Raw genomic sequence first — 26404 nt, 5'->3', positions numbered from 1 at the left:
ATCCCCGCCTGCGCGGGGATGACAGTGTTGAGTGTCTGACGCCTATTCTGCCGACGATCCCGGATCGGCTTGCTCCGTCCGGGATGACGCCAACTCTCAAGCAGCCGCCAGCGCCGCCTCGATGGCAGCGAGTGCGGCTTCCGCCTGGGCACCGTCGGGGCCGCCGGCCTGGGCCATGTCGCGGCGTCCGCCGCCGCCCTTGCCGCCGAGCTTTTCCGACCCGACGCGCACGAGCGCAACCGCATCGACCTTCGCGGTCAGGTCCTCGGTCACGCCGACGACGATGCCGGCCTTGCCGTCTTCCCCAACGCCGACGATGGCGACGACGCCGGAGCCAAGGCGCTTCTTGCCCTCGTCGGCGAGGCTCTTGAGGTCCTTCATCTCGACGCCGGTGACCGCACGCGCCATAAGCTTGATGCCGGCAATGTCCTTGACCGGATCGTCCCCGCCCGCACTACCGCCGCCCATGGCGAGCTTGCGGCGGGCCTCGGCCAGATCGCGCTCCAGCTTGCGGCGCTCTTCCAGCAGGGCCGTGAGGCGCGCGGAGACTTCGTCCACCGGAGTCTTCAAAAGACCCGCGACTTCACGTAAGCGGCGGCTTTCCTCGGCGAGGTGACGGCGTGCGGCATCGCCTGTCATGGCTTCGAGACGGCGCACGCCTGCGGCGACCGCGCTCTCGCCGACGATGGTGACGACGCCGATATCGCCGGTGCGGTTCACATGGGTGCCGCCGCAAAGCTCAATGGAGAAAGCCTTGTTGGTCTCGCCCTTGCCCATGGAGACCACGCGGACCTCGTCGCCATATTTCTCACCGAAGAGCGCGCGGGCGCCGGATTCAATGGCCTCGTCCACTGCCATGAGCTTGGTGACGACCGGCTCGTTCTGGAGCAGCACCTTGTTGGCAATCTCCTCGACCCTGGCCAGTTCCGCATCCTCGATGGGCTTGGGATGGCTGAAGTCAAAGCGCAGGCGATCTGGCGCCACCAGCGATCCCTTCTGGGCCACATGATCGCCGAGCACCTGGCGCAGGGCCTCGTGCAAGAGATGGGTCGCCGAATGGTTGGAGCGCACGGCGAAGCGACGCTCGTGATCGACGATCAGCTCCAGCGACTGATTGAGTTTCAGGGAGCCGTGCTCCACGGTGACGCGGTGCACGAAGAGGTCGCCGAGCTTCTTCTCGGTGCCGGTCACGAACACGCGCGCGCCCTCGCCCTGCATCACGCCGGTATCGCCGACCTGACCGCCGGATTCGCCGTAGAACGGCGTCTGGTTGAGGACCACGAGGCCGGTCTCGCCAGCCTTGAGCTCGGTCACCTCCTGGCCGTCCTTTAGAAGCGCCAGGACGATGCCCTCGGCCGTCTCGGTGTCATAGCCGAGGAAGTCGGTGGCGCCGGTACGCTCCTTGACGCCGAACCAGACGGTCTCGGTCGCCGCCTCGCCCGAACCGGACCAGGCCGCGCGCGCCTTCTCGCGCTGGCGCTCCATGGCGGCGTTGAAGGCATCCGTGTCGACGCCGATGCCGCGGGGCTTCAGCGCGTCCTGCGTCAGGTCGAGCGGGAAGCCATAGGTGTCGTAGAGGGTGAAGGCCGTGTCGCCGGAGAGGTTCTGCCCCTTCGTGAGCTCACGGGTTTCCTCGTCGAGGATGATGAGGCCGCGCTCCAGGGTCTTGCGGAAGCGGGTCTCTTCCAGCTTCAGAGTCTCGGTGATCAGCGCCTCGGCGCGGATGAGCTCTGGATAGGCCTGTCCCATCTCGCGCACCAAGGCCGGTACGAGGCGGTACATGAGCGGATCCTTGGCGCCCAGAAGCTGCGCATGGCGCATGGCGCGGCGCATGATGCGGCGAAGCACGTAGCCGCGGCCCTCGTTCGACGGCAGCACGCCATCGGCGACGAGGAAGCAGGAGGTGCGCAGGTGATCGGCGATCACCCGGTGGGAGGCCTTGCGCTCACCCTCTGGTGCCACGCCGGTGGCGTGCGCCACGGCCTCGATCAGGGTGCGGAACAGGTCCGTGTCGTAGTTCGAATGCACGCCCTGCAGGATCGCGGAGACGCGCTCCAAGCCCATGCCGGTATCGATGGAGGGCTTGGGCAGGCCGATGCGGTTGCCGGGCTCGATCTGCTCGTATTGCATGAAGACGAGGTTCCAGAACTCCAGGAACCGGTCGCCGTCCTCTTCCGGGCTACCGGGAGGGCCGCCCCAGAGGCTCTCGCCCTGGTCAATGAAGATCTCCGAGCACGGGCCGCAGGGGCCGGTATCGCCCATCTGCCAGAAATTGTCCGAGGTCGGGATGCGGATGATCTTGGAATCCGAGAAACCGGCGATCTTCTTCCACAGGTCCGCCGCTTCGTCGTCCGTGTGGTAGACGGTGACGAGGAGCTTGTCCTTCGGCAGATCGAACTCCTTGGTGATCAGGTTCCAGGCGAGCTCGATGGCGCGCTCCTTGAAATAATCGCCGAACGAGAAGTTGCCAAGCATCTCGAAGAACGTGTGGTGACGCGCCGTGTAGCCCACATTGTCGAGATCGTTGTGCTTGCCGCCGGCGCGCACGCATTTCTGCGACGTCGTGGCCGTGCTGTAGGGGCGCTTCTCGACACCGGTGAAGACGTTCTTGAACTGCACCATGCCGGCATTCGTGAACATCAGGGTCGGGTCGTTGCGCGGCACGAGGGGGCTCGAGGCCACGACCTCATGGCCGTTCTTGGCAAAGTAATCGAGGAAGGCCGACCGGATTTCGTTGACGCCGCTCATGGGTTTTCAAACTCAGGGATAGGGGCTTTTCAGGCCCGAAAGGTCTTGGTGGTGGCCGGTTTTAGCCGCCCGCGCCCGCCCTGTCGAGGCGGCGCGTCGTCTAATCCCTTGCGTCATCCCGGACGCCGACAGGCGATCCGGGATCGCAAGACGAGTGTGGCGCTTGGACTTCAACCTCGTCATCCCCGCGCAGGCGGGGATCCATAACCGCTGACGGCGCCGAACTGGTTGAAGGTCGTGGTTATGGATCCCGGGCTCCGCTGCGCGGCCCCGGGATGACAGTGCCAAGCCGGTTTGCACGATCCCGGATCTCCGCTGCGCTTCGTCCGGGATGACGTTTGGTCAGGAGAACAAACGAAAAGACCGCCGCGATCTCTCGCGACGGCCTCTCTTTGCCCTTGAAGGAGAGCAAACTTAATCCGCGGTTCCCTCATCGAGGTCGTCGGCGGTCGGGGTCGCCTGCTCCAGGATGCGATCGGCGAGCAAGCCGGCATTCTGGCGGATGAGGGCCTCGATCTTGCCGGCGATCTCGGGGTTGTCGCGCAGGAATTGCTTGGCGTTCTCGCGGCCCTGGCCAAGGCGCTGGCTGTCATAGGAGAACCAGGCGCCGGACTTGTCGACGATGCCGGCCTTGACGCCCAGATCGATGAGCTCGCCCACCTTGGACACGCCCTCGCCGAACATGATGTCGAACTCGACCTGCTTGAAGGGCGGAGCGACCTTGTTCTTGACGACCTTCACGCGTACCTGATTGCCGATCGGATCGTCGCGATCCTTCAGGGTCGAAACGCGGCGGATGTCGAGGCGCACGGAGGCATAGAACTTGAGCGCATTGCCGCCCGTCGTCGTCTCCGGCGAGCCATACATGACGCCGATCTTCATGCGGATCTGGTTGATGAAGATCACCATCGTGTTCGAGCGCGAGATCGAACCGGTGAGCTTGCGCAGGGCCTGGCTCATCAGGCGGGCCTGAAGGCCCGGCTGGACCTCGCCCATCTCGCCGTCGAGTTCAGCCTTCGGAGTGAGCGCCGCGACCGAGTCGATGACCAGCACGTCGACCGCGCCGGAGCGCACCAGCGTATCGGCGATCTCAAGGGCCTGCTCGCCCGTATCGGGCTGCGAGATCAGGAGGTCGTCCAGGTTCACACCGAGCTTGCGGGCATAGACCGGATCGAGCGCGTGCTCCGCGTCCACGAAGGCGCAGACGCCCCCCTTCTTCTGGGCTTCGGCGATGGTGTGCAGGGCGAGCGTCGTCTTGCCCGAAGATTCCGGCCCGTAGATCTCGATGATGCGGCCGCGGGGCAGACCACCGACGCCGAGCGCGATGTCGAGGCCGAGGGAACCCGTCGAAACGGTCTCGATTTCCACGGGCTGCTGGCCTTTGCCGAGCCGCATGATCGAGCCTTTGCCGAAGGCACGCTCGATCTGGGAGAGCGCCGCGTCGAGAGCTTTCGATTTATCTTTATCCATTGATGAGCTTTCCACCAGTCTCAGAGAGGACTGTGACATGACCGACATCCTTATGGCACGGAGGGGAGTTGAATCTCAACGCGGTGTTGAGGAAATATATGTACTTACTTTGTTCTCTCTCGCAAGTTCTTTTTTTGTTCTCATGGAAAAATTCACAGCCCTCTCGCAGGGCACGATGCCGCAGGGTTAAAACTGAGTTAATTCAGGAGCTTATCGCCCCATCACCTGCTTCACGATCTCGACCAACTGGCGCAGGCTGAAGGGCTTGGGCAGGAAGTTGAACTCCTCCCCTTCCGGCAGGTTCTTGCGGAAGGCTTCCTCGGCATAGCCGGAGACGAAAATCACCTTCAGGTCGGGATAGAGCTTGCGCAATTCGCCAAGCAGGGTCGGTCCGTCCATCTCCGGCATGACCACGTCGGAGACCACGAGATCGACGGGCGCGCCACGTTCCTGGATGATCTCCAGCGCCTCGATGCCGGAGGCCGCCTCCAGCACCGTGTAGCCGCGGGCGGAGAGTGCTCGGGCATTGACGGCACGAACCGGATCCTCGTCCTCCACGAGGAGGATGGTGCCCTGCCCCGTCATGTCGGCGGCTGGCTTCTTCGGCGCGTCGGCCTTCGTTTCTTCGGGAGCTTCCTGAACGTCCGGAATGTGGCGCGGCAGGTAGATGCTGAAGGTCGTGCCCTCGTCGGGCTTCGAGTTCACGTCAATATAGCCGCCCGACTGCTTGACGATGCCGAAGACGGTAGAGAGCCCGAGGCCCGTGCCCTTGCCGACTTCCTTGGTGGTGAAGAAGGGCTCGAAGATCTTTTCCAGAACCTCCGGCGTCATGCCCGAGCCCGTATCGGACACCTCGACAACCACATAATCGGCCGGCGGCATCGCACTCACATTGAGCCGTGCGGCCTCAGTCGTGGAAATGTTCGCCGTGCGGATTGCGAGCTTGCCGCCGTTGGGCATGGCATCGCGCGCATTGACCGCGAGGTTCACCACCACCTGCTCGAACTGGTTCACGTCCGCCTTCACGAACCACAGATCGCGGCCGTGGCTGAGATCCAGTTCCACGCGCTCGCCGAGCAGGCGCTTCAGCAGCATGGAGAGATCGTAGAGCCGGTCATTGAGATTCAACACCTCCGGCCGCAGGGTCTGGCGGCGCGAGAAGGCGAGCAGCTGCCGCACCAGGCTCGCGGCCCGGTTCGCGTTCTGCTTGATCTGCATGATGTCCTGGAAGGACGGATCGGTCGGCCGGTGGTTGGCAAGCAGCAGATCGCTGTAGCCGATGATCGCCTGCAGCACGTTGTTGAAATCGTGCGCCACGCCGCCGGCGAGCTGACCCACCGCATTCATCTTCTGCGATTGGGCGAGCTGCTCCTCCACTTTACGGAAATCGGTGGTGTCGAGGGCGTAGAGGATTGCCGTCTCGCCTTCCGCGCCCGTATCCCCGACCGGCGTCACCCAGACCCGGACGGAACCGCCATTTTCTCCCGCGGTCTGAAGCTCCAGGGGCGGAATGTCCCCCTTGTTCTCCGCCGCCGCCTTGAGGGCGGCCTCAATGGGACCGCGCTCACGGAACGTGTGGAGAATGGACGTGCCGTTGCCGCCGCTCTCGCCCGGACGCGCCAACGTGCCGAACAGTTTGGAGAAGGGTGCATTGGCGTGGACGATCCGGCCCGCCTGATCGACCGTCGCGATGGCGATAGGCGTGTTGTTGAAGAAGCGAGCGAAGCGCACTTCGGCGGCGCGCTGTCCTTCATCGACCTCCCCGCCGGCCGAGCGATTGAGAACGAGTGTCCGGGAGGCGCCCATCCGGCCGTCCTGTCCGAAGGCGATGCGGTGATAGAGGCGCACGGGAAGGAACTGACCGTTGCGGCGGCGCAGGTCGAGATCGAAGGTCTCCGTACGCACGCTGCCCGGCTCGCCGGAGAACGACGTCATCATCGCGACGACGTCGCGCGGCACAATGTCGGTAATGTTCAGCCCACCGGAGCCGACCTGGGCAAGATCGTAATCCAGCCATGAGGCGAGGGTCGCGTTGAGATAGATGATCGAGCCTTCGGGATCGACCGACAGGAAGCCCGCCGGGGCGTGATCGAGATAGTCGATGGCATGCTGGAGCTCCTGGAACACGTTCTCCTGGCGCTCGCGCTCATGCGTCACCTCGCAGATGACCCAGAGCGCCGCCTGCCGTCCGTTGGGGCGCGGCACCGGACGCACGCGCACGCGATACCAGCCGAATTCCTGCGCACCGTTCAACGAGGGCGACAGGCGGATTTCCTCCGCGCCTGTGCGATGCTCTCGCGCGGCCTGGGCCAGCCTATAGATCGCCTCGGAAACTTCGGGCGCGCCCATGAACAGGCGCTCGACGGGACGCACCTCCCCGCCCTGCAATCCGGCGAAGGAGAGATAAGCCTCATTGGCGTAAGTAATACGCCCGTCATCCTCGACCACCACAAGGCCATCGGTCGATGTGTCGGCCATGAGCTTGGTGATATCGTTGCGCGCTGTTTGCCCTGAAAACCGCACGACACCGATGGCCATGGCGAAGAGGAAGAAAACGCCGGCCATGGCGAAGAAGGCGAGAAGCCCGAGAATCAGAGGCTGAGCCTGCTCTATGCCGAGGAAACGCAGGCTTAAAGTGGCGCCGACCAGAATGCTGGCCAGAAGCAGGACCCACCCGATATGGCCGTGACGGTCAGAACGGTCGATGGCCGAGCCTTTTGGCGTGTCGCCCTCGTAAGCCATGGAATGTCAACATCCTCAACGGAGGCGGGTGTGCCTTACGGCACCGGATGCAACGTTGCAGCCAGCCGCTCGATCTTTGTCGTTCATCTTACACGCTAATTGTTGATCGACCTCTAAGGCGGAGCCGCGAGCGGATGCAAGGGCCGAACAGCCCAAGGAACGCCCTTGCGGGACGATTTCGCCATACGAAATCCCTATTTTCCTTGATGAAGGGATGAACAGACCCATCTTGGTCCCATCGTTGAGGACCTTTCCTCACCCACATGCCCGCTCTCGGAAGCCAGCCCCTGTTAACCATCTGTTAACCTTGCCGCTGGCTTTGACGGTCAATGTGGTACAACCACCACAGAACTGGCCTGCATAGGCCTGCCAACACTTGAGAGTACATCGTGTCATCTCTTTTCGGTCTCGAAGCGTCTCGGGCAGTCCAATTTGCGATTGCATTCGCGATCATTCTGATCCTGCTCGTGCTCTTCGGTGTAGTCTTCCGCAAGCTGACAGGCGCCCGCCTCATGATGCCGGGCAGCGATCGCGGTCGCAGCAGCCGTCAACCGCGCCTTGGCATCGTCGACGTCTATGATCTCGACCGGCAACGGCAGCTTCTTCTTCTCCGTCGCGACAACGTCGAGCACCTTCTGCTCATCGGCGGTCCCAACGATGTGGTGATCGAGACCAACATCGTTCGCGTTGCCGGCGCCCGCATTCCCGCCCCGTCCAACGATACGGGTGTCGAACGCTTCGAGCCGACCCTGGATCAGCCTCCCCGTGCTCCACAGGTCGAAGCCAACGGCCGCCCATCCATCGAGAGCCAGCTCGCGGCTCAGCTCGGCGCCTTCGTACGGCGCCCCTCGGAAGAGTCCGATATCGACGAGGAGCTCTCCCCGGTCGCCACGGTGAGCGCCCCGATCCCGGCTCACCCGGAGCCCGTGCTCAAGCCTGACGCCGTTGCGATCTCGGCCGCTCCCGCCATCCAGGGCCTGCGCGCCGAGGCACGGACATCCTCTTTCCAGAATGCTCCCCAGAGCACTCCGTCCGCGCCCGCACCGGCTGTGGATCGCTCGGAGCCGCGTCCGACCTTTTCGCCGCCGCCGTTCCAATCCCGTGCCACACCGGTTCCGCCTGCCCCTCCGGCGCGGCCGGAACCGGTCCGGGAGCCTGAGCCGGCCCCGGTAGAACAGCCGACCCCGCCTCAGCGCTCGGCCCCCGATGCGGGCCTGCTGTCGAATATGGCCAAACAGCTCGAAGAGGCGCTGAAGCGTCCCGCAAGCCCCGTGCCTCCTCCGGTCTCCCCTGTCGCTCCGGTACCGGTCGCGGCACCGATAGAGCCTGAGGACATTAGGGATGAGGAAGAGCTCCCCGAGCCGACTTCAACCGATGCGGACCATGTCGCTGCTCATGACGAACGGCAGGACGAGGAGGATCTCGCTGAGGAGCCGGAAGTTACTCCTCCGGTCAAGCCTGCCCCGGCTCCGGAGCCGCTCCGCCCGGTGCCGCCTCCCCCGCCGGTGACGGCGCCTCTGCCGCCCCAGGCCAAGGAAGCGCCTGCGGCAGCCCAGAAGCCGACAGACCCGTTCTCCGTCGAGGATATCGAGGCGGAATTCGCCCGCCTTCTCGGGCGCCCGCTCGATCCGACCAAGAAAGGCTGAGGCCCTAGAGCATCGTGCGGAAAAGTGGATCCACTTTTCCGCACGATGCGCTAGGACACGTCAAAGTGAAAACAAAAAGGGCTCCGCAAGCGGAGCCCTTTTAATTTAGTGGCGGAGGATCTCAGTCGTCCCGATAGACCCGCTCGTTTCTCTCGTGGCGCTCCTGCGCCTCGAGAGAAAGCGTTGCGATGGGGCGAGCCTCCAGGCGCTTGAGGGAGATCGGATCGCCGGTCTCCTCGCAGTAGCCGTAGCTGCCGTCCTCGATCCGCGCGAGCGCGGCATCGATCTTGGCAATGAGCTTGCGCTGGCGATCCCTGGCGCGAAGCTCAATGGCGCGATCCGTTTCCGAGGAAGCGCGATCCGCAAGGTCAGGATGATTCTCGTTCTCGCTCTGCAAGGTGGCGAGAGTTTCCTGAGCCTCTTTGAGGATGTCGTGCTTCCACCGGATCAGTTTGCGCCTGAAATACTCCCGTTGCCGTTCATTCATGAAGGGCTCGTCTTCTGTCGGACGATAACCCTCATCAATCACGATATCTGTCATGTTCAGCCGTTCTTCCCCGATGAACCGTGGCGCCCCTATATAGGCAAGCAGGGTCGGCGACAACGAGATTAAGCGTCATCGATTTGTCTAAGTGGCCAGGGCACCTCTTATGAGCTCTGGAAAAGCCGGCTAAGAACGATTTGCCGCACCTCTTAAGAGGCCGCTGCTTCGGCTCGGCTGATCAGCTCACCGGCCACGTCGCCGATCTTCGGCATCTCCTCGCGGATAAAGGGGAGCGGCCGGCAGACCGAGAGGGCCGCGAGGCCGAAGCGGGCGGTCATGAGCCCATTCAGGACTCCCTCTCCGAGCTTGGCCGAGATTCGCGCCGCGAGACCCAATCCCAGAACCTGCTGCATGAGGCTGTCGCCTACAGCCACGCCTCCCGTCACTGCGAGATGGTTGAAGGCAGCCTTCGCCAGTCGCAGGAATCCGAACAGGCCGGGCCGTCCGCCATAGATTCGCGAGAGCGTTCGCAGGAGCCGTACCGCCACGAAGATCACGAAGGCCACGTCGACGATGGCCCGCGGACTCACTGCCGTAACGAGGGAAACCTGCTTCGCCGCACCGGCGATCGCCCGCTTGGCCTGGATATCGAGCGGGGCGAGAAGCTCACGCTCTGCAATGGCGAGACGGTCGTCCGCATCGATGATCTCGTCGGTCAGCCCGCGCAGACGTGCGCTCCCTTGAGCCGCCGAGGCCCGGCCTCCGTAAAGGCTGAGGAGATCGGACACGATACCCTTGGCGGCCTTGTGGTCCTTCACCGCAAGTGCATCGACGGCCGCCTCGCGCAGGTGCTCGATCTTCTGCTCACGCCAGATCCCTGCTGCTTCCCGCCCGACGATGGCGAGAAAAGCCAGGACGGCGAGGACGGCGAGCGCCAACGCCACCCAGCCGAGCCAGGGCGCGATGGCATAGAGATCGACGATCAGGTTCTCGACCGCGAGCCCGAGCCCCAGCAGAAGCAGGCCCGACAGCGCGGAGAGAAGGATGGCGAGCCAGGGCGCGCGGCGCTTCTCGCCCATGGGTACCATAACGCCGTCAGCGGCCTCGACGGCATCGAAGGGCTCCTCCGTCACCTGCACGGCGCCGGCCGTGACGTTCGGATCGTCGAGTCGATAGGCGCGAGGTTGGCGGCTCATGCGAAGCGATCCCCCAGCAGGAATTCAAGGGCCCGGTCGAGGCGGATATGGGGCATCTTGGCCATGCGGCCCGCTGCGTCGACCGGCAGTTTCGGCGGACGGAAGCGCGGGAACCGGAAGGAGCCTGGCGGAATGGCACCCTGGAACACGGCCTCCGGCGTCTCCGGCAACTCGCCCGGGAAGATCGCAGCCTCCGTCTCGCCGTCGAAGATCTCGTCCCCGACCCGCTCACCGGCCTCGGGAACGCCCGCGACCGCGCGCAGGGTTTCGCGGCCCTCGCGGATGGTCGTCTCGCGGGTGGCGCGCACGGAGGCGAGCGCCACCGTCCCGACCCTGGCCCCGGCCGCCTCGGTCCGGCGCGAGGCGCGATTCACGAGGAGGCGCAGGATCGCGTCCAGCCGGTCGTGATCGGTGTGGTGGATATGATCGGCCTTGGTCGCCGCAAACAGGACCCGGTCGGCGCGGGGCGAGAACAGGCGGGACAGAAGCGTGTTGCGGCCGATCCGGAAGGCCATGAGCACCTGATCGAGCGCCTCCTCCAATTCGGCAAGCGCCACCGGCCCGGCATCGATGGCGGCCAGCACGTCAACGAGGACGATCTGGCGGTCAATGCGCTGAAAATGATCACGGAAGAACGGTCGAACCACATGGGTCTTATAGGCTTCGAACCGGCGTTCCATGAGCGCCGCGAAGCTCCCCGGAGCGATGGGCTGTCCACGCGGAAGATCGAGAGGCGCGAAGGTCAGCGCTGGCGAGCCCGCGAGATCGCCCGGCATGAGGAAGCGCCCGGGCGGTGTGGTGGCAACGGCCTCGGAGCCTGCACGCAGGGCGGTGAGATAATCCTTGAAGGCTTCGCTTGCTCTCAACGCGAGCATCTCGTCGGAAGCGGCAGCATCGAGGGTTTTCAGGGTCTCATGCCAGGGCCCCGCAGCCCCGACCCGGTCGCGTTTGCGGCTCGCCTCGATGGTCTGGCGGGACCATTCCGCATATCCCGCATCGAGAAGCGCGAGGTCGAGCAGCCATTCGCCGGGATAATCGACGATGTCGAGGGCGAGCGAGGCCGGCCCCGTGCGCCAGCCGGATTTGCGCTCATATTCAACATCCACCCGCAACTCGCTGATCCTGTTGGTGGATTGCGGCCAGCGGCGGCTCTCGGTGAGCGCCGCCATGTGTTCCTCATAGGGAAAGCGTGGCACCGCATCGTCGGGCTGATGCGCCAGATGGGCACGCCGGATCCGCCCCTCGGCGGAGGCGCGGAAGGCAGGCAGGTTCGTGCCGCGCGTGAGATGATGCACGAGAGCCGTGGTGAAGACGGTCTTGCCGGAGCGGGCAAGCCCCGTGACGCCGAGGCGGAGGGAGGGCTGGATCAGCTGGCCGGAGACCTCCCAAAGCGATTGCGCAGCGGACCCGGCGCGGGAGGCAAGATCGGTGATGACGGACACGAAGATGAACCTAATGCTCTCAAGCCAAGCTTGAAGGTGGGGCTTGAAGTCCTAACGTGCAAGGCAGCTTCAACGCTCTATGCTCTGCGCCGGCACCTGAGACAGGTCCGCCTTCCTCTCTTCAGCCTTCACGCCGTCCTTCAATCTTGCGGCGGCCCGCTCGATGGCTTGCTCCACCAGATCGGGGCTGGCTCGCAGAGCCCCCAGCTCGAAGGCCGACATCGCTAGCATCACATGGGTCAGGTTCGGCTGCGGCGCGCCATCCTGGGCAAAAAGCTTGAGGTCGTCGCTCGGACTTAATCCCAAACCTTCGACCATCCGGCTCGCATAATTGCGGTGGCGCTGCTCCTCGGAGGGACAGGCCGCAGCGACTTGCACCTTCGGGGCAAGCTTAGGCGTCGCCGAGGCGGCACTCATCGATTTGCTGCGAGCGACGACCAGCGGCCGGGATGGCTTTACGGGCTTCGGCTTCTCCCCCATGCCCTCGGCGATGCTGGGCACGCGATATTGCGGCGTCTTCGGCTTCATCGGGATCACCATGGAGACCCGACCGGGCTTGCCGCCTGCGCTGGCTTTGGCCGTATAGCGAACCGCCCCGCCCTTCTTCCTGCGGGAAGCGAGATATTGCGCCCGCACGGTGCCGCCGATGCCCCTCACCGCCAGCACCGCAATACCACCGATTCCTGTCGCGACATTGCATTCGGCCGGCGCCCAGCGGCGGACGATGTCGAGGGCGGATTTGCGGTTGAATTCCAGATAATAGCGCCGCAGCAGGATGGCTGCCGCATCCGCTCCGTGATCGGCGGAGGCGAAGCCCACATGGCCCTCGTTGTCGGTAGCCAGTTCACCGTTCCAGCGGGCGCTCTTGATACACCAGTAGTTATTGAGCTTCACGCAGCGAGTCACGAAGGGGCGCTCGGCCTTCAGCAATGCCGCCAGCACCACGACCGGCTTCGGCTCGAGCGCATCCATGGCCTCCCGGCGCCAGTTGCTGACCTCGCGGGTGTCGGGCTGGTACTGCACGGCGAGGGTCCGTGCTTCCTGTTCCGGCTGCGGGAGGTTGTTGTCCGCGACGCGGGTGTCACCGGGGAGAAGTGCACGGGCCGCAAGAGCGAGCGCGAGAAACGTCTGAGGCATCATGATAGGGATCAGCCCCGCTTTGGCCGGAAACTATCGAGAAGGTTTCAGGCAGAACGATGGTAGGGCTGATCGGTTCAGACTCAACGCCTGATGCCTGGCTCTCTTACAGGATTTGAAGTCTGTTGCTCGAACCGTTCAATGGACGGCCACGAATCGCTTACACGCCATCACACCGCAGGAAGCCATGGCCGCCCCTCTTTCAATTCGACCTCTGCACCCGACTGACGCGCAGGCTTATCAAGATCTGAGGCTGGAGGCGCTGCATGGCAGCCCGGAAGCCTTCGGTTCCAGCTATGAGGAAGAGGCGCCGCTCCCGCTCGAGACGATCAAGGCCCGCATCTCATCCTCCGGCCCGAATACGATCTTCGGCGCCTTCGCAGATGAAGCTCTCGTCGGCATGGCGGGCTTCGCCGTCTATGAGCGGGTGAAGGCTCGGCACAAGGGCTTGATGTGGGGTGTCTTCGTACGGCCGGAATGGCGGAAGCAGCGCGTCGGGAAGGCCCTGGTCCAGCGTGTGATCGGTCACGCCGCCCGGCATGTGATCATGCTCGAAGCGGCTGTCGGCATCACGAACGAGAGCGCCCGGCGCACTTATCACGGCCTCGGCTTCGAGCCTTACGGCATCGAGCGCAAGGCGATCCGGGTGGGCGATCAGTTCTATGATGAGGAATTGTTGTACCTGGATCTTCCGGGCGCCTAGTCGTCCTCGCCGTTCCCCAGCGATTTCGGCGTCTCGAAGCGCTCGAGTCTTCCGGATTTGTGCGCGATATCGGACCAATCGCCCAACGCGAAGTCGATCACGGCGAGACCGGCGGTCGGGTATTTCTGGCCGAGCCGCAAGATCCCATCCATATCGCCCTCGCCGATGAGAAGTTTCGCGAGTTCCTCGAAGCCCGGATTGTGACCGATCATCAGAAGGGTGCGGATCCCAGGTTCCACCTCGCGCAGAACCTGCATGAGCCTGCCGACAGGAGCTTCGTAGATCCGCCCGTCCCGGCGCGCCTCGATTTCGCCAAGGAAAGGCTGGACCCGTTCCCAGGTCTCCTGCGTCCGCCGGGCTGGCGAGACGACGACGAGATCGGGCTCGAGCCGCTCACTCTTCAGGTAATTCCCCATCACGAGGGAAGCCTCCTGCCCCCGTTTGGCAAGAGGCCGGTCGAGATCGAGGGTCCCGGATGGCCAGGCGGACTTGGCATGACGGAGGAGAATGAGACGGAGCATCAGCGACCTTCCCTCCTGGCGATGAAGGCCAGCTTCTCGAAGAGGCTCACATCCTGCTCGTTCTTCAACAGCGCCCCATGGAGCGGCGGAATGAGCTTGCGGGTGTCGCGCTCGCGCAGTCGCTCTGGGCCGATATCCTCGGAGAGCAGGAGCTTGAGCCAGTCGAGCAGTTCCGAGGTAGAGGGCTTCTTGCGCAAGCCCGGCACGTCCCGCACTTCGAAGAAGATTTTCAGGGCTTCCTCGACCAGACGATGCTTGATGCCGGGATAATGCACCTCGACGATCCGGGCCATGGTCTCGGCATCCGGGAACTTGATGTAGTGGAAGAAGCAGCGGCGCAGGAACGCGTCCGGCAGCTCCTTCTCGTTGTTGGAGGTGATGATGACGATGGGGCGCTGCTTGGCCTTGATCGTCTCGGCCGTTTCGTAGACGAAGAACTCCATGCGGTCGAGTTCGAGCAGGAGGTCGTTGGGAAACTCGATATCGGCCTTGTCGATCTCGTCGATCAGCAGCACGGGCCGGGTCTCGGACGCAAAGGCCTCCCATAGCTTGCCGTGTTTGATGTAGTTGCGGATGTCCGAGACCCGGGGATCGCCAAGCTGGCTGTCGCGCAGGCGCGAGACAGCGTCATATTCGTAGAGTCCCTGCTGGGCCTTGGTGGTCGACTTGATGTGCCAGGTCAGGAGCGGGGCATTCAGGCTCTTGGCGATCTCTTCCGCCAGAACCGACTTGCCCGTACCGGGCTCGCCCTTCACCAGGAGCGGGCGCTCCAGAGTGATGGCGGCATTGACCGCTACCGTCAGGTCCTCGGTCGCCACATACGATTCAGTTCCGGCAAAACGCGCCATTCTCACCATTCCTCGAATTCATCCAGACCCTAGCGCATCGCGGGGAAAAGTGGACCCGGTTTTCCCATGAAGCGATGCGCCCGGCAAGAAAACCTGTCCCCGCCTTTCGGCAATCGCCTTCATAAGGTAAGCCCATGACAAACAATCCGGAGGACAATGACCTATGGCTTACAACCGCTATCACAAGGACCGCATCGGCAATCACAAGCTGAAGCCCGAGACCCTGATGCTGGGCTACGGCTACGATCCGACCCTGTCGGAGGGCGCCGTGAAGCCCCCGGTCTTCCTGACCTCGACCTTCGTGTTCAACAGCGCCGAGCACGGCAAGGAATTCTTCGATTACGTGGCAGGCCGCCGTGAGCCGCCTAAGGGAGAGGCTGCGGGGCTCGTCTATTCCCGCTTCAATCACCCCAATTCCGAGATCGTCGAGGACCGGCTTGCCATCTTCGAGGAAGCGGAAGCCGGCCTTCTCTTTTCCTCCGGCATGTCGGCCATCGCCACCACGATCCTGGCCTTCGCCCGGCCCGGCGACGTGATTCTCCACTCACAGCCCCTTTACGGGGGCACGGAGACCCTGATCGCCAAGACGCTCGCCAACATGAACATCGGCGCCGTGGGCTTCGGCGACGGCGTGGACGAGGCCGGCATCCGGGCGGCCGCGAAGGAAGCTCAAGCCAAGGGCCGCGTCTCGGTCATCATGATCGAAACGCCCTCAAACCCGCTCAACACCCTGGTGGATATCGCCCTGATCAAGAAGATCGCGGACGAGATCGGAGCGGCCCAGGGCCATCGCCCGGTGATCGTCTGCGACAACACCCTGCTCGGCCCCCTCTTTCAGAAGCCGCTCAAGGACGGCGCCGATATCTCGGTCTATTCGCTGACGAAATATGTCGGCGGCCATTCAGATCTGATCGCCGGCGCGGCTTTGGGCTCCAAGGACCTGATGAAGACGGTGCGCCTGCTGCGCTCGGCCATCGGTACCCAGCTCGATCCGCATTCCTGCTGGATGATCGGCCGCTCGCTCGAAACGCTGGCCTTGCGCATGAGCGCGGCGAACCGCAACGCGGAAGTCGTGGCGCAGTTCCTGCACGAGCATCCGAGCATCGTGAAGGTGCACCACCTCGCCTATCTGCCGGACGGCTCGCGGGCGAAAGAGGTTTACAACGCTCAGTCCGACGCCCCCGGTTCCACCTTCTCTTTCGACGTGAAGGGCGGCGAGGCCGAGGCCTTCCGAGTGCTCAACGCGCTGCAGGTGTTCAAGCTGGCGGTGAGCTTAGGGGGCACCGAGTCGCTGATCTCGCATCCGGCCTCCACCACCCATTCGGGCGTGCCGAAGGAAACCCGCGACCGCCTCGGCGTCTCCGACGCCACGATCCGCGTCTCCATCGGCATCGAGCACCCGGATGATCTGGTGGCAGATCTGGCACAGGCGCTGGCGACGTTGGGGTAAGCTAGTTCGTCATCCCGGGGCTGCGCAGCAGAACCCGGGACCGCAAGACGAGAATGGCGCCATATCCTAAACGCGATCCCGGATCGGCTTCGCCGTCCGGGATGACGCGTATGGAGGTATCGCGGCGACACCCATGCGTTCATGTCGCGCCCGCCATTCCGCCTTGCGCGGAATTAACCCCTTGCGCACTCCTTGCCGGTAGAACGAAGATACTTTCAACCGGAAGGAAGCAATGGCCGCTGCGATAGACCTGCAGTCCTATCAGGAACCCATTCTTTTTCTGGCAACGGCAGGCATCGTCGTCCCTCTGTTTCACCGGCTCAAGATCAGCCCGGTTCTGGGATTTCTGGCGGCAGGCGCGTTGCTGGGACCCTATGGGCTTGGGCGCCTGGTTCCGGCTTACCCTTGGGTCAACTGGATCACCTTCACCAATCCAGAGGGGACTTCGCGTCTTGCCGAGTTCGGCGTGGTCTTCCTGCTCTTCACCATCGGCATCGAGCTGTCCTGGCAGCGACTTCGCACCCTGCGGCGCCTCGTCTTCGGGTTCGGCTCCCTGCAGGTCATTTTGGGTGCCTTCATTCTCGGGCTGGCATTCTACGCGTTCAAAACCGTGAATACGATCACGGCCGCGACCATCGTCGGCCTAGCCCTTGCCCTGTCGTCCACCGCCATCGTGATCCCGGTCCTGGCGGAGCAGAAGCGTCTCAACACGGCAGCCGGACGCGCCAGTTTCTCGGCCCTGCTGTTCCAGGACCTGCTCGTGGCGCCGATCCTGTTCGCCATCGCTGTGCTCGACACGAGCAAGCCCGAGGTGACGCTGTCGTCCTTTGCAGTCCTGCTCCTTCAGGCAGTCATCGCGCTGGCTCTGATCGTCGGCCTCGGCCGCATCATCCTTCGACCCTTCTTTCAGCTAGTCTCAGCCACGAAAAGTCCCGAGCTTTTCATGGCGGCCTGCCTGCTCGTCGTGATGGTGACCAGCGTGATCGCAGCCGTCAGCGGCCTATCGATGGCGCTCGGCGCCTTCATCGCCGGCATCCTTCTGTCCGAGACGGAGTACCGACGTGCCGTCGACGTGACGATCCAGCCCTTCAAGGGATTGCTTTTGGGCGTGTTCTTCGTGTCGGTCGGCATGAGCCTCGACCTGTTCCGCTTCCTTGAAGCGCCACTGCTGATCCTTTCGCTCGCGGCCACTGTCGTGATCATCAAAGGAATGACCATCGTCGCGCTCGGACGCCACTTTGGCCTCAACACGGCGGAGGCGGCCGAGACAGGGCTTCTCCTGGGCCCCGGCGGCGAGTTCGCCCTCGTGATCCTGGGCGTCGCGATGATTGCCGGCCTCGTGCCGGGCGGGATCGGCCAGAACCTCCTTCTCGTGACGACCCTCACGATGGTCGCAATCCCGCTCCTCGCCCGCCTAGGGCAGCGCCTGAGCCGTAAGCTCGAAGTGCGCAAATCGCTCGATCCGCTGGCCACCATCGCGCCTCCGACAGACGAGGTCGGACGCGTGATCATCGCCGGCTACGGGCGGGTCGGGCAGCTCGTCGCGGAGATGCTCGAACGCCATAAGGTACCCTATCTCGCCATCGACCTGGACCCTGCCCGGGTCGCGACGGAGAGAAAGGCCGGAAAGCCGGTTTATTATGGTGACGGGTCCCACCCGGAGTTCCTGCGGGCCTGCGGCATCGACCGGGCTCTCGCCCTCGTTATTACGCTGGACACCCTCAGCTCCATCGAGGCCGTCGTATCGGCTGCCCGACAGGAATGTTCCGACCTCACGATCGTGGCTCGGGCCCGCGATGCGCGTCACGCCACCCAGCTCTACGAGCTCGGCGTAGACGATGCGGTGCCGGAAACCATCGAGGCGTCTCTCCAGCTCAGCGAAGCGGTCCTGAGCGATATCGGGGTTCCGATGGGTCTCGTGATCGCTTCGATCCACGAGCGGCGGGACGAGTTCAGGGAAATTCTCAGGAAAAAGAACCCGAGGCGCGATCCGAACCGGGTCGTATTTCAGGCGCGTCGGCGTGTCGGCAAGCCGGCTCCTTCGGCGGTAGCCGGACAGGCGACGCAGGTCGATACCTGACCAGCTCCCCCTATTGACCTTCCTAGGGTTTGCCGGACACTGGCGCGATGTTCCTCACCTTCTTCACAGAGCTGCGCGCGGCCAAGGTGCCTGTCTCCTTCCGGGAGTACCTGTCTTTGCTGGAGGCGCTTGATCAGGATCTGGCCGACAAGAGCGTCGAGGAATTCTACTATCTCTCCCGCACCTGCCTGGTGAAGGACGAGCGCCATTTCGACAAGTTCGATCAGGTCTTCGCCCATGTGTTCAAGGGCCTTGAGAGCATGGGGTACGCGGTCGACGAAACCGGGATCCCCGAGGAATGGCTGCGCAGGCTCGCGGAGCGCTATCTCACGGACGAGGAGAAGAAGCAGATCGAGGCCATGGGCTGGGACAAGCTCTGGGAGAACCTGAAGGAGCGCCTCAAGGAGCAGAAGGGCCGCCACCAAGGCGGCAACAAATGGATCGGCACCGCCGGTACCTCGCCCTATGGCGCCTACGGCTACAATCCGGAAGGCATCCGCATCGGCCAGGACAAGAACCGCAATTTCCGCGCCGTGAAGGTGTGGGACAAACGCGAATTCAGGGATTTCGATGACAGCGTCGAGCTCGGCGTGCGCAACATGCGCATCGCCCTGCGTCGCCTGCGTCGCTTTGCCCGCACCGGCTCCGCGGAAGAGCTCGACCTCGACGAGACGATCCACGAGACCGCTCACAAAGGCTATCTCGACGTGCGGCTGCGCCCTGAGCGCCGCAATGCCGTGAAGGTGCTGCTTTTTCTCGATGTCGGCGGCTCCATGGACTGGCACATCGAGATTGCCGAGGAACTGTTCTCGGCCGCTCGGCTCGAGTTCAAGCATTTCGAGCACTTCTACTTCCACAACTGCGTCTACGAGAATCTGTGGAAGGAAAACCGCCGCCGCTTCGACGAGGTGATCCCGACCCTCGACGTGATCCGCACCTACCCGTCCGATTATCGGGTCGTCTTTGTGGGCGATGCCTCCATGAGCCCCTATGAAGTCACGCATCCCGGTGGCTCCGTGGAGCACTGGAACGAGGAACCCGGCCAAGCCTGGCTCCGGCGCATCCTCGACCATTTCCCGAAGGCCGTGTGGCTGAACCCGGTGCCGCAGTCGCATTGGGGCTATACCCAATCCATATCCCTGATCAGACAGCTGTTCGGAGAGCGGATGTATCCACTCAATCTCGAAGGCATAGACCACGCGATGCGCGAATTGGTGCGGTAGGCATCATCGTTTGCCGAAAAGATGATGCGAAGATAAGAAGCCGCATGACCCAGACCTACACCCACAGCCCCAAGCCCTTCGGCGGGCCGATTTCCTTCACGCTCAAGGGTGAGAAACTCACCGTGGATTCCGGCCGCAAGGTGCATGAAGTCCAGCTCGGCGCCGTCAGTACCGTGCGCATGACCTTTGAACCCGGCCGGCTGGCGCAAAAGTCCTTCCGGACGAAAGTGATCATGAAGGACGGCAAATCCTTCACATTCAACTCGCTCGATTGGAAGAGCCTGGTCGAGGCCCAGGAGCTGACGCAGGAATACCGCGCTTTCACCCAAGCCCTCTGCGATGCCATCGCGCGCGCCAATCCGCAGGCGAAGTTCGTGGCCGGAAAGCCCCTAGGGCTCTGGATCCCGACATCCGGGCTTGCCATCGCATCGCTGTTGGCCATGGCCTACCTGATCTGGCAGGCTTTCCAGATGGGGGCCACGGGCGTCGCCCTGATGGGCGCGCTGTTCGCCATCGTGGGCGTGTGGCAGATCGAGCCGATGATCCGCCTCAACAAGCCCCGGCCCTTCCGCGCCGGAGAACTGCCGGCAGAGCTTCTGCCGAAGGCGCCTTGACGTGTCATTCCCGGCCGGAGTGTAGCGGAGGGGAAGGGAATCCTTAGCGCCGCGCTTGTGAGCGGATCCCCTTCCCGATCCTGCGGACCGCCGGGGATGACACAGTGCACTTCCGCCAACACGGTACTTTCTTCATCGGGATGGCCGGGACAAGCCCGGCCATGACGGGTGAGGAGTGCAACTTAGGCCCGCACCACCAGCACCGAGCACTTGGCGTGGCGCACGATGGTGGCGGCGTTGGAGCCGAGCAGGTAGGTCGCCATGGTCGGCCGGTGTGAACCGACCACGACGAGATCGGCGCCGGTCTTTTCGGCCTCATCCAGCACCTCATTGTAGACCGAACCCAACCGGACCACGGCGGAGACACGCTCGGAAGGAAGCTTCACCTTGGCGGCGAGTTCCGCCAGCTTCTTCTCCGCCTCACCCTGCTGATCCTCATCGAAGGCCGGCGGCATGAACTCCATGTAGGTGACGGGCACGATGGCGCGCACATAGATCAGGCGGAGGGAGCCGGCCGAGATTTTGGCAAGCTCGACCGCCTTATCGATGGCGGGCTGAGCCGCTTCCACTTCACCGAGATCGACGGGGACAAGGATCGTCTTGAACATGGGGCTTTCTCCTGATCAGCCTTGGCGGGTGGGAGTGTGAACGACGAGCCCGTCGAGTTCGGGCCGGACGCGGATCTGACACGAGAGCCGCGAATTGGGACGCACATCATAAGCGAAGTCGAGCATGTCCTCCTCCATCGGCTGAGGCTGGCCCGTCGCGGCCTCCCATTCTTCTGCGACATAGACGTGACAGGTGGCGCAGGAGCAGGCGCCGCCGCATTCCGCCTCGATGCCTGGAACGCCATTGCGAATGGCGGTTTCCATGACGGTTGCGCCCTCCTCCGCCTCGACGGTGCGGGCAGTCCCTTCGGCATCGATGAACGTAATATTGATCATTGCGGACCTCTGCTTGTCGGCGCATACTTAAGACAGACTGCGCCGGAAGACGAGAGACGGGCGCAATACCTGCCGTCTTTTCGCCGCAATTTTCCCCGGTAGAGCAGGTTACTAAGCCGTTAACGACGTTCATAAATGACAGGGGACATCGGGTTTCCTTGTTTCAGATCGGCCGCTAGACTTGCTTGGTAAATGACAGATTACCGTGCGGAAATCCTTGAATGAGGCTCTCCGTACCGGTTGAAGCCACGCATTCACCTCCTTTTTCAGAGAATGAGGCGGCTTCAACCATCAGCAGTTGCGTCACGAGGGCGGATCATGGCGACCGAGAACAAGAAGATGAAGGACCCGGCCGAGGCAGCCTTGTCGGCTGTCGAGCAGGCGCTCAACCTTGACGAGACATTCGTGATCCACACCCCGGGGCGCGCGGGCAGCAAACCTTATGAAGAGCCCAAGCTGCCGGATATCGACGATCACGACTTCACCAAGGGTCCCTTCGGTCTTGGCTCCGATTCCCTGTCCGCCCAGGCAGACGACCACGACCCCAGGCTCGACGACATGGCCCGTTCCGGCTTCGTCGCGCCCGACCGGAATGCCGTCGCCAACGATGATCGCCAGAATGTCGGCGTGATGCTGCAGGCCCTTCAGATTCGTCCCTCCCGCCGCGCTTACTGGATGGCCGCCCTCGCCTCCCTGCTCTGGCTCGGCGGCGTCGGAGCTCTCGTTTACACGCAGGGCATCACGACTCCCGAGCAATTGCTCACCACCTTCTCGACTTCCCAGCTGGCCCTCGGCGCCGTCGGACTCGTGGCTCCCGTCTTTCTGTTCTTCATCGCCGCGATGATGACCGTTCGCTCGCAGGAGATGAAGATGGTGGCCCGGGCGGTCGGCGAAGTCGCCGTGCGTCTGGCTCAACCGGAAAACTTCTCTACCGATGCGGTTCTCTCCGTCTCGCAGGCCGTGCGCCGTGAGGTGGCTGCCGTCGGCGACGGCGTCGAGCGTGCCCTGGCCCGTGCCGGCGAGCTTGAGACGCTCGTGCGCAGCGAGATCTCCACGCTGGAGCGTGCCTATTCCGACAACGAAATCCGCATCCGCTCGCTCATCGATGAGTTGGTGGCGCAGCGCGAGGCTATCGTGTCGAATGCGGAGCGTGTGCGCGGTTCCATCACTGGCGTGCATCAGAACCTGATCCAGGATCTCGACGGCGCCAGCGAGCGTGTCGTGTCCGCTGTCAGTGGCGCAGGCGACAAGGTCACCGCCTCGCTCGAAAAGCAGGGCGATCACATCACGCAAGCTCTCGGCCGCGCCGGCGAGCGCGTCGTCGAGGAGATGGCGAGCCGCGGCGTCGAGTTGGTCGAGCGCCTCTCGGGCTCCAGCGAAGAGATCAAGAACGGCATCTCGGAGGTGGGCACCACCATTACGAGCACCCTCGAGAGCAAGGCGCAGGACATCACCGGCGCGTTCGAGCGCACCGGCGACCTGCTGACCCGTCACCTGCAGGACGGCGCAAGCCAGGTCACCCGCACACTCGCCGAGACCGGTCGCGGTGTGATCGATGCCCTCGCCGAGCAGGGCAACGACGTGCGTGAGGCCTTCGAGCAGACTGCGCGCAGCCTGGAAGACAGCTTCACGCAGCGCGGAGCCGAGATCACCGAGAAGCTGGCGGCCACCGGCGGCGTGATTGCCGACGACATTTCCGCCCGCACCGCGGAGATGCGCGATCAGATCGCCGCGGCAGGCACCACCGTGAGCGAAGAGATCACGACCCGCGGCACACAGGTGCGCGAGCAGCTCTCGACCACTGGCGCCACGCTCGTTCAGGAGCTCACCGCCAGCAGCAGCGGCCTGCGCGAGGAATTCGCCCTCACCGCCGGCTCTCTCATCGAGGAGTTGTCGACGCGCGGCACGAGCCTGCGCGAGCAGCTCGCGACCACCGGAACGGGCGTCGTCGACGAGATCGTTCTGCGCGGCAACGAATTCCGCGAGCGTCTTGCAACGACAGCCGCCGATGTTACCCGTGAGATCAGCGAGCGCGGCGGCGAAGTGCGCGATCAGCTCGAAGGCGCCGTGCGACTTGCCGACGAATCCATCGGCAACCGTGTCGAGGATCTGGCGAACCGCCTCGAGACCGCAAGCCAGCGCGTCAGTGAATCCGTCACCGTCCAGGGCCAGGCCCTGGAGACCAGCCTCGCTCAGGCCGGCGAGCGCGTCTCGACACTCATGGGCAGCCAAGTCGAGGAATTCCGCACCGCCTTCGAAACGCGCGGCCAGGAATTCTCGGAGACTCTCTCCCGCCATACCGACGAAGCGCAGACCCGTCTGGCAACCGCTGCCAAAGACATCGTTCTTGCCATCGCGGCCCAGGGATCGCGCGTCAACGAGGTGCTCAACCGGACGGCGGAAACCCTGTCCACAACGGTCGATACCCGCAGCCGCGAGATGGAAGAGACCCTCGGATCCCGTCTGACCGCTTTCGAAGGCGTCATGGCCCGCGGCGGCGAGATGGCCGAGCGCATGTCCCGCGACGTGGGCAACCTGACCGAGACGATCAGCAGTCGCGTCGAGGAGATGGACCGCCTCATCTCCATCCAGGGTCGCACCGTGGCCGAGTCCTTTGCCGAGCGTGCGCGCGAGGCGACCACCGCCATCGAAACCCAGCTCGCCGCTCTCGAGGAGCACGCTTCTCGTCGCAGCTCGGAGATCACGGGCAACTTCGACACCATCGTCGAGCGCGTCGACAGCGTTCTCGGCGCCCGGTCCACGGCCCTCAACGAGGCTCTCGTCATACGCACCGGCGAGATGGCCCGCGTCATGGCCGAGGGCGGACGCGACGTGGCGACCGCGCTTCAAGCGCGTGTGGACGAGATCAGTCAGGCGATCACTGCCAAGACCAACGCGATTGCCGATACCCTGTCCTCCAGGGCCGAGCAGATCGGTGAGTCGCTCGATGGCCGCATCGCCTCGATCAACGAGGTTCTCGGCAGCCGTGCCGACAGAATCACGGAAACCCTCGGCACCCGTGCGTTCGAGATCAACCAGACCCTGGGAACTCGCGCGGAAGAGATTGCCAACGCTCTCAACCAGAGCGTGACGATGCTCGAAGACCGGGTCGTCAACCGCCTGAGCGGCGTGGCCGAAACCATCGACGAGCGCGGACAGGCCGTCCTCAGCTCGCTCACCGGCCGCATCGGCGAGATTCGCTCGATCTTCGACACCGAAGGCGCGTCCCTCGTCGAGAACCTGGGCAACCGGGGCGAAGTCATCGGCCGCGAAGTTGCCGCCATCAGCGAGACAACCCTGCGCAACCTTGAAGAGCGCAGCAGCACCATGCTCTCCTCTCTCCAGGAGCGCACCATGGAGCTGACCGCCTCCTACATGCAGTCGACCGAGGCCATGCGCAGTGCCATCGACGACGGCACGCAGCAGACTGTCGAAACCCTCACCGGCGCCAACGAGCGTCTGCGCGGCGAACTCTCCGACGTTCTCGGCCGCCTGCAGGATGCCAATCGTCTGCTCCAGCAAGTTGCGGCCTCGGCCAGCAGCAATCTCGGCGCCGTCGAGGATGGGTTAGCCGGACGCGTCCAGCACATCGAGTCGCTCCTGTCCGAGATCGCCACGCAGACCGGCCGTGCTTCCGATCAGGTTGCCGATCAGGTCGATGCCCTGCGCAGCGTGTCCTCCGGCGCTATCCAGCAGGCGCTGGAACTGGCCCAGAGCCTCGAGGAGCGTGGCCGTACGCTCACCGACACCACCGGCGAGCAGATGCGCACCCTTACCGAGGCTGCAAACGCACTGGAGCGCGTCGAGGCTCGCATGGGCGAGGCCCTCTCCAGCCGCCAGCAGGCCCTGGACGAACTTCTTGGCCGGATTAACGATCGTTCGCAGGATCTCGAGTCCGTCACCCGCTCCTTCACGACTCTGCTGGAAGGTTCGCTCGAAAGCGCCGACGCCAAGGCACGCCAGCTCGGCTCCGTCCTCGCCGCTGCCGCGCAGACCACGACCAATGCCATCGGCGAGCAGTTCGAGCGCATCCGTGCCACCACGGGCGAGGAAAGCGCACGCACAGCCGCCGCCCTGCGCACCAACTACGAGCAGGCCGCGGCCGAAATGACCGAGGCGCTCAGCAATGCCACCGCGAAATTCCGAGATACGATGGGCGAACTGCGCGGCATGACGGGCCAGATCCAGCGCGAGCTGGAAGCCACCCGCGCTGAACTCCGCCGCGGCGTCGTCGAGCTGCCGCAGGAAACGCAGGAAGCGAGCGCCAATATGCGCCGCGTCGTCGCCGACCAGATCAAGGCTCTCAACGAGCTGTCCGCACTGGTCTCGCGCTCCAACCGTCTGGTCGATGCCGCTCCGGCCGCCCAGCCGCGCAAGGCCGCAGTCAACGAGACTCCGGTCGCCGCCACCATGGCTGCTGTTGCAGCCGCGGTCGAGCAGCGGATCGCGCAGACTCCGGCCCCCGCCCCTGCTCCGGCGGTCGCTCGTCAGGCCGAGCCCAAGCCTGCGCCCGCTCCGGCCCCAGCGCCCACCCCGACGCCCGCTCGCCAGGCTCAACCCGCTGCGGAGCGTCCGGCTCCCCGTCGGGAGGAGGCTCCCCGCGATGCCGGGGTTCGTGGCGGCTGGCTGTCGGATCTCCTGAATCGCGCCTCCCGGGACGAGAATGTGGAGCCGACCCGCACGCCGGCCCGCGCCGACCGCGCTCGCACCAACAGCCTCGAATCCCTGGATTCAATCTCGGTCGATATCGCCCGCATGATCGACCATGACGCGGCCGTCGAGTTGTGGGACCGCTACCGCCGCGGCGAGAGCAACGTGTTCACCCGTCGCCTCTACACGCTGCAGGGTCAGCAGACCTTCGACGAGATCCGCCGCAAGTACCGCCGCGACGAGGAGTTCCGGCAGACCGTGGATCGTTATGTGGAAGAGTTCGAGCGTCTGCTTGCCGAAGTCTCCCGCGACGATCGCGACTCCATGATGACGAAGACCTACCTCACGTCGGAAACCGGCAAGGTCTACACCATGCTGGCCCACGCGAGCGGCCGGTTTGATTGAGGCTTGAGAACGTAAATTGAGAAGTGAAAAACGCGGCCTCCGGGCCGCGTTTTTTCTTGGAGAGCCAACCTTAGACCCGTGTCATTCCCGGCCGGAGCGTC

The 26404-nt window shown here is 64.1% G+C and carries 18 protein-coding genes; 7 read left to right on the top strand and 11 right to left on the bottom strand.

Features of this window, described 5'->3' with window-relative positions; genetic code table 11:
• Nucleotides 1–96: 96 nt before the first annotated feature.
• From alaS to cckA, 3 genes are all read right to left on the bottom strand, one after another.
• Nucleotides 97–2748, bottom strand: coding sequence for an alanine--tRNA ligase (alaS, locus tag JO965_RS08755; protein ID WP_203443289.1), 2652 nt, complete (start codon nt 2746–2748; stop codon nt 97–99).
• 414 nt (nt 2749–3162) lie between these two features.
• A complete protein-coding gene (gene recA / locus JO965_RS08750) occupies nt 3163–4257 on the bottom strand; it encodes a recombinase RecA (RefSeq protein ID WP_203443288.1) in 1095 nt (364 codons plus the stop codon).
• A 171-nt stretch (nt 4258–4428) separates the two neighbouring features.
• Complete coding sequence (gene cckA, locus JO965_RS08745; protein WP_203443287.1) at nt 4429–6960, bottom strand: cell cycle histidine kinase CckA; 2532 nt, start codon at nt 6958–6960, stop codon at nt 4429–4431.
• Nucleotides 6961–7349: 389 nt separating this feature from the next.
• Between cckA and JO965_RS08740 the strand changes: the two genes are divergently transcribed.
• Nucleotides 7350–8606, top strand: a complete 1257-nt coding sequence (locus JO965_RS08740) for a hypothetical protein (RefSeq protein WP_246776784.1) — start codon at nt 7350–7352, stop codon at nt 8604–8606.
• Between the two features lie 121 nt (nt 8607–8727).
• Here the strand turns inward: JO965_RS08740 and dksA are convergent, their stop codons facing one another.
• The 4 genes from dksA to JO965_RS08720 all read right to left on the bottom strand — a co-directional run bounded on the left by dksA (nt 8728) and on the right by JO965_RS08720 (nt 12868).
• Nucleotides 8728–9147, bottom strand: a complete 420-nt coding sequence (gene dksA, locus JO965_RS08735; protein ID WP_009489488.1) for an RNA polymerase-binding protein DksA — start codon at nt 9145–9147, stop codon at nt 8728–8730.
• A gap of 152 nt (nt 9148–9299) precedes the next feature.
• Nucleotides 9300–10286 (bottom strand): YcjF family protein, encoded by a 987-nt coding sequence (locus JO965_RS08730; protein ID WP_203443286.1) that lies wholly within the window; start codon nt 10284–10286, stop codon nt 9300–9302.
• The gene (locus JO965_RS08725) at nt 10283–11728 is read right to left on the bottom strand and encodes a YcjX family protein (protein WP_203443285.1); all 1446 of its coding nucleotides are present in this window, start codon (nt 11726–11728) and stop codon (nt 10283–10285) included. The genes JO965_RS08730 and JO965_RS08725 overlap by 4 nt, the downstream gene beginning before the upstream one ends.
• A gap of 69 nt (nt 11729–11797) precedes the next feature.
• Complete coding sequence (locus JO965_RS08720; RefSeq protein WP_203443284.1) at nt 11798–12868, bottom strand: hypothetical protein; 1071 nt, start codon at nt 12866–12868, stop codon at nt 11798–11800.
• A gap of 184 nt (nt 12869–13052) precedes the next feature.
• Between JO965_RS08720 and JO965_RS08715 the strand changes: the two genes are divergently transcribed.
• On the top strand, nt 13053–13568 hold the full coding sequence (locus JO965_RS08715; RefSeq protein WP_203443283.1) for a GNAT family N-acetyltransferase: 516 nt from the start codon (nt 13053–13055) through the stop codon (nt 13566–13568).
• Here the strand turns inward: JO965_RS08715 and JO965_RS08710 are convergent.
• Nucleotides 13565–14089, bottom strand: coding sequence for a histidine phosphatase family protein (locus JO965_RS08710; protein ID WP_203443282.1), 525 nt, complete (start codon nt 14087–14089; stop codon nt 13565–13567). The two genes, JO965_RS08715 and JO965_RS08710, sit on opposite strands and share 4 nt — an antisense overlap.
• Nucleotides 14089–14937 carry a MoxR family ATPase gene (locus tag JO965_RS08705; RefSeq protein ID WP_203443281.1) on the bottom strand — a complete coding sequence of 283 codons (849 nt, stop codon included), beginning with the start codon at nt 14935–14937 and terminating at the stop codon, nt 14089–14091. Before JO965_RS08705 ends, JO965_RS08710 begins: the two co-directional genes overlap by 1 nt.
• Before the next feature lie 163 nt (nt 14938–15100).
• On the opposite strand from JO965_RS08705, the gene JO965_RS08700 reads away from it, so the two are divergent.
• The 4 genes from JO965_RS08700 (at nt 15101) to JO965_RS08685 (ending at nt 20304) form a co-directional block, all read left to right on the top strand.
• Nucleotides 15101–16387 (top strand): cystathionine gamma-synthase family protein, encoded by a 1287-nt coding sequence (locus tag JO965_RS08700; RefSeq protein WP_203443280.1) that lies wholly within the window; start codon nt 15101–15103, stop codon nt 16385–16387.
• Between the two features lie 232 nt (nt 16388–16619).
• On the top strand, nt 16620–18467 hold the full coding sequence (locus JO965_RS08695; RefSeq protein ID WP_203443279.1) for a cation:proton antiporter: 1848 nt from the start codon (nt 16620–16622) through the stop codon (nt 18465–18467).
• Between the two features lie 47 nt (nt 18468–18514).
• Nucleotides 18515–19690 (top strand): VWA domain-containing protein, encoded by a 1176-nt coding sequence (locus JO965_RS08690; RefSeq protein ID WP_203443278.1) that lies wholly within the window; start codon nt 18515–18517, stop codon nt 19688–19690.
• A 44-nt stretch (nt 19691–19734) separates the two neighbouring features.
• A complete protein-coding gene (locus JO965_RS08685) occupies nt 19735–20304 on the top strand; it encodes a hypothetical protein (RefSeq protein ID WP_203443277.1) in 570 nt (189 codons plus the stop codon).
• Nucleotides 20305–20486: 182 nt separating this feature from the next.
• Here the strand turns inward: JO965_RS08685 and JO965_RS08680 are convergent, their stop codons facing one another.
• On the bottom strand, nt 20487–20912 hold the full coding sequence (locus JO965_RS08680) for a universal stress protein (RefSeq protein ID WP_203443276.1): 426 nt from the start codon (nt 20910–20912) through the stop codon (nt 20487–20489).
• Between the two features lie 15 nt (nt 20913–20927).
• Complete coding sequence (locus JO965_RS08675) at nt 20928–21248, bottom strand: 2Fe-2S iron-sulfur cluster-binding protein (RefSeq protein WP_203443275.1); 321 nt, start codon at nt 21246–21248, stop codon at nt 20928–20930.
• A gap of 318 nt (nt 21249–21566) precedes the next feature.
• Here JO965_RS08675 and JO965_RS08670 point away from each other — a divergent pair, with 318 nt between their 5' ends.
• Entirely contained in the window at nt 21567–26303 is a 4737-nt protein-coding gene (locus JO965_RS08670) for a hypothetical protein (protein WP_203443274.1), read from the top strand.
• Nucleotides 26304–26404 lie beyond the last annotated feature (101 nt).

The sequence above is a fragment of the Microvirga sp. VF16 genome, assembly GCF_016864375.1.
In the GTDB taxonomy this organism is placed as follows: domain Bacteria; phylum Pseudomonadota; class Alphaproteobacteria; order Rhizobiales; family Beijerinckiaceae; genus Microvirga.
The sequence above is the reverse complement of the archived record's forward strand: the minus strand, read 5'-3'. Positions and strand labels throughout refer to the sequence as shown.

What these genes read in the sequence shown, in the direction of transcription:
- alaS (WP_203443289.1), bottom strand. Translation starts at nt 2,748, where the DNA reads ATGAGCGGCGTCAACGAAATCCGGTCGGCCTTCCTCGATTACTTTGCC.
- recA (WP_203443288.1), bottom strand. Translation starts at nt 4,257, where the DNA reads ATGTCACAGTCCTCTCTGAGACTGGTGGAAAGCTCATCAATGGATAAA.
- cckA (WP_203443287.1), bottom strand. Translation starts at nt 6,960, where the DNA reads ATGGCTTACGAGGGCGACACGCCAAAAGGCTCGGCCATCGACCGTTCT.
- dksA (WP_009489488.1), bottom strand. Translation starts at nt 9,147, where the DNA reads ATGACAGATATCGTGATTGATGAGGGTTATCGTCCGACAGAAGACGAG.
- JO965_RS08730 (WP_203443286.1), bottom strand. Translation starts at nt 10,286, where the DNA reads ATGAGCCGCCAACCTCGCGCCTATCGACTCGACGATCCGAACGTCACG.
- JO965_RS08720 (WP_203443284.1), bottom strand. Translation starts at nt 12,868, where the DNA reads ATGATGCCTCAGACGTTTCTCGCGCTCGCTCTTGCGGCCCGTGCACTT.
- JO965_RS08715 (WP_203443283.1), top strand. Translation starts at nt 13,053, where the DNA reads ATGGCCGCCCCTCTTTCAATTCGACCTCTGCACCCGACTGACGCGCAG.
- JO965_RS08710 (WP_203443282.1), bottom strand. Translation starts at nt 14,089, where the DNA reads ATGCTCCGTCTCATTCTCCTCCGTCATGCCAAGTCCGCCTGGCCATCC.
- JO965_RS08705 (WP_203443281.1), bottom strand. Translation starts at nt 14,937, where the DNA reads ATGGCGCGTTTTGCCGGAACTGAATCGTATGTGGCGACCGAGGACCTG.
- JO965_RS08700 (WP_203443280.1), top strand. Translation starts at nt 15,101, where the DNA reads ATGGCTTACAACCGCTATCACAAGGACCGCATCGGCAATCACAAGCTG.
- JO965_RS08695 (WP_203443279.1), top strand. Translation starts at nt 16,620, where the DNA reads ATGGCCGCTGCGATAGACCTGCAGTCCTATCAGGAACCCATTCTTTTT.
- JO965_RS08690 (WP_203443278.1), top strand. Translation starts at nt 18,515, where the DNA reads ATGTTCCTCACCTTCTTCACAGAGCTGCGCGCGGCCAAGGTGCCTGTC.
- JO965_RS08685 (WP_203443277.1), top strand. Translation starts at nt 19,735, where the DNA reads ATGACCCAGACCTACACCCACAGCCCCAAGCCCTTCGGCGGGCCGATT.
- JO965_RS08680 (WP_203443276.1), bottom strand. Translation starts at nt 20,912, where the DNA reads ATGTTCAAGACGATCCTTGTCCCCGTCGATCTCGGTGAAGTGGAAGCG.
- JO965_RS08675 (WP_203443275.1), bottom strand. Translation starts at nt 21,248, where the DNA reads ATGATCAATATTACGTTCATCGATGCCGAAGGGACTGCCCGCACCGTC.
- JO965_RS08670 (WP_203443274.1), top strand. Translation starts at nt 21,567, where the DNA reads ATGGCGACCGAGAACAAGAAGATGAAGGACCCGGCCGAGGCAGCCTTG.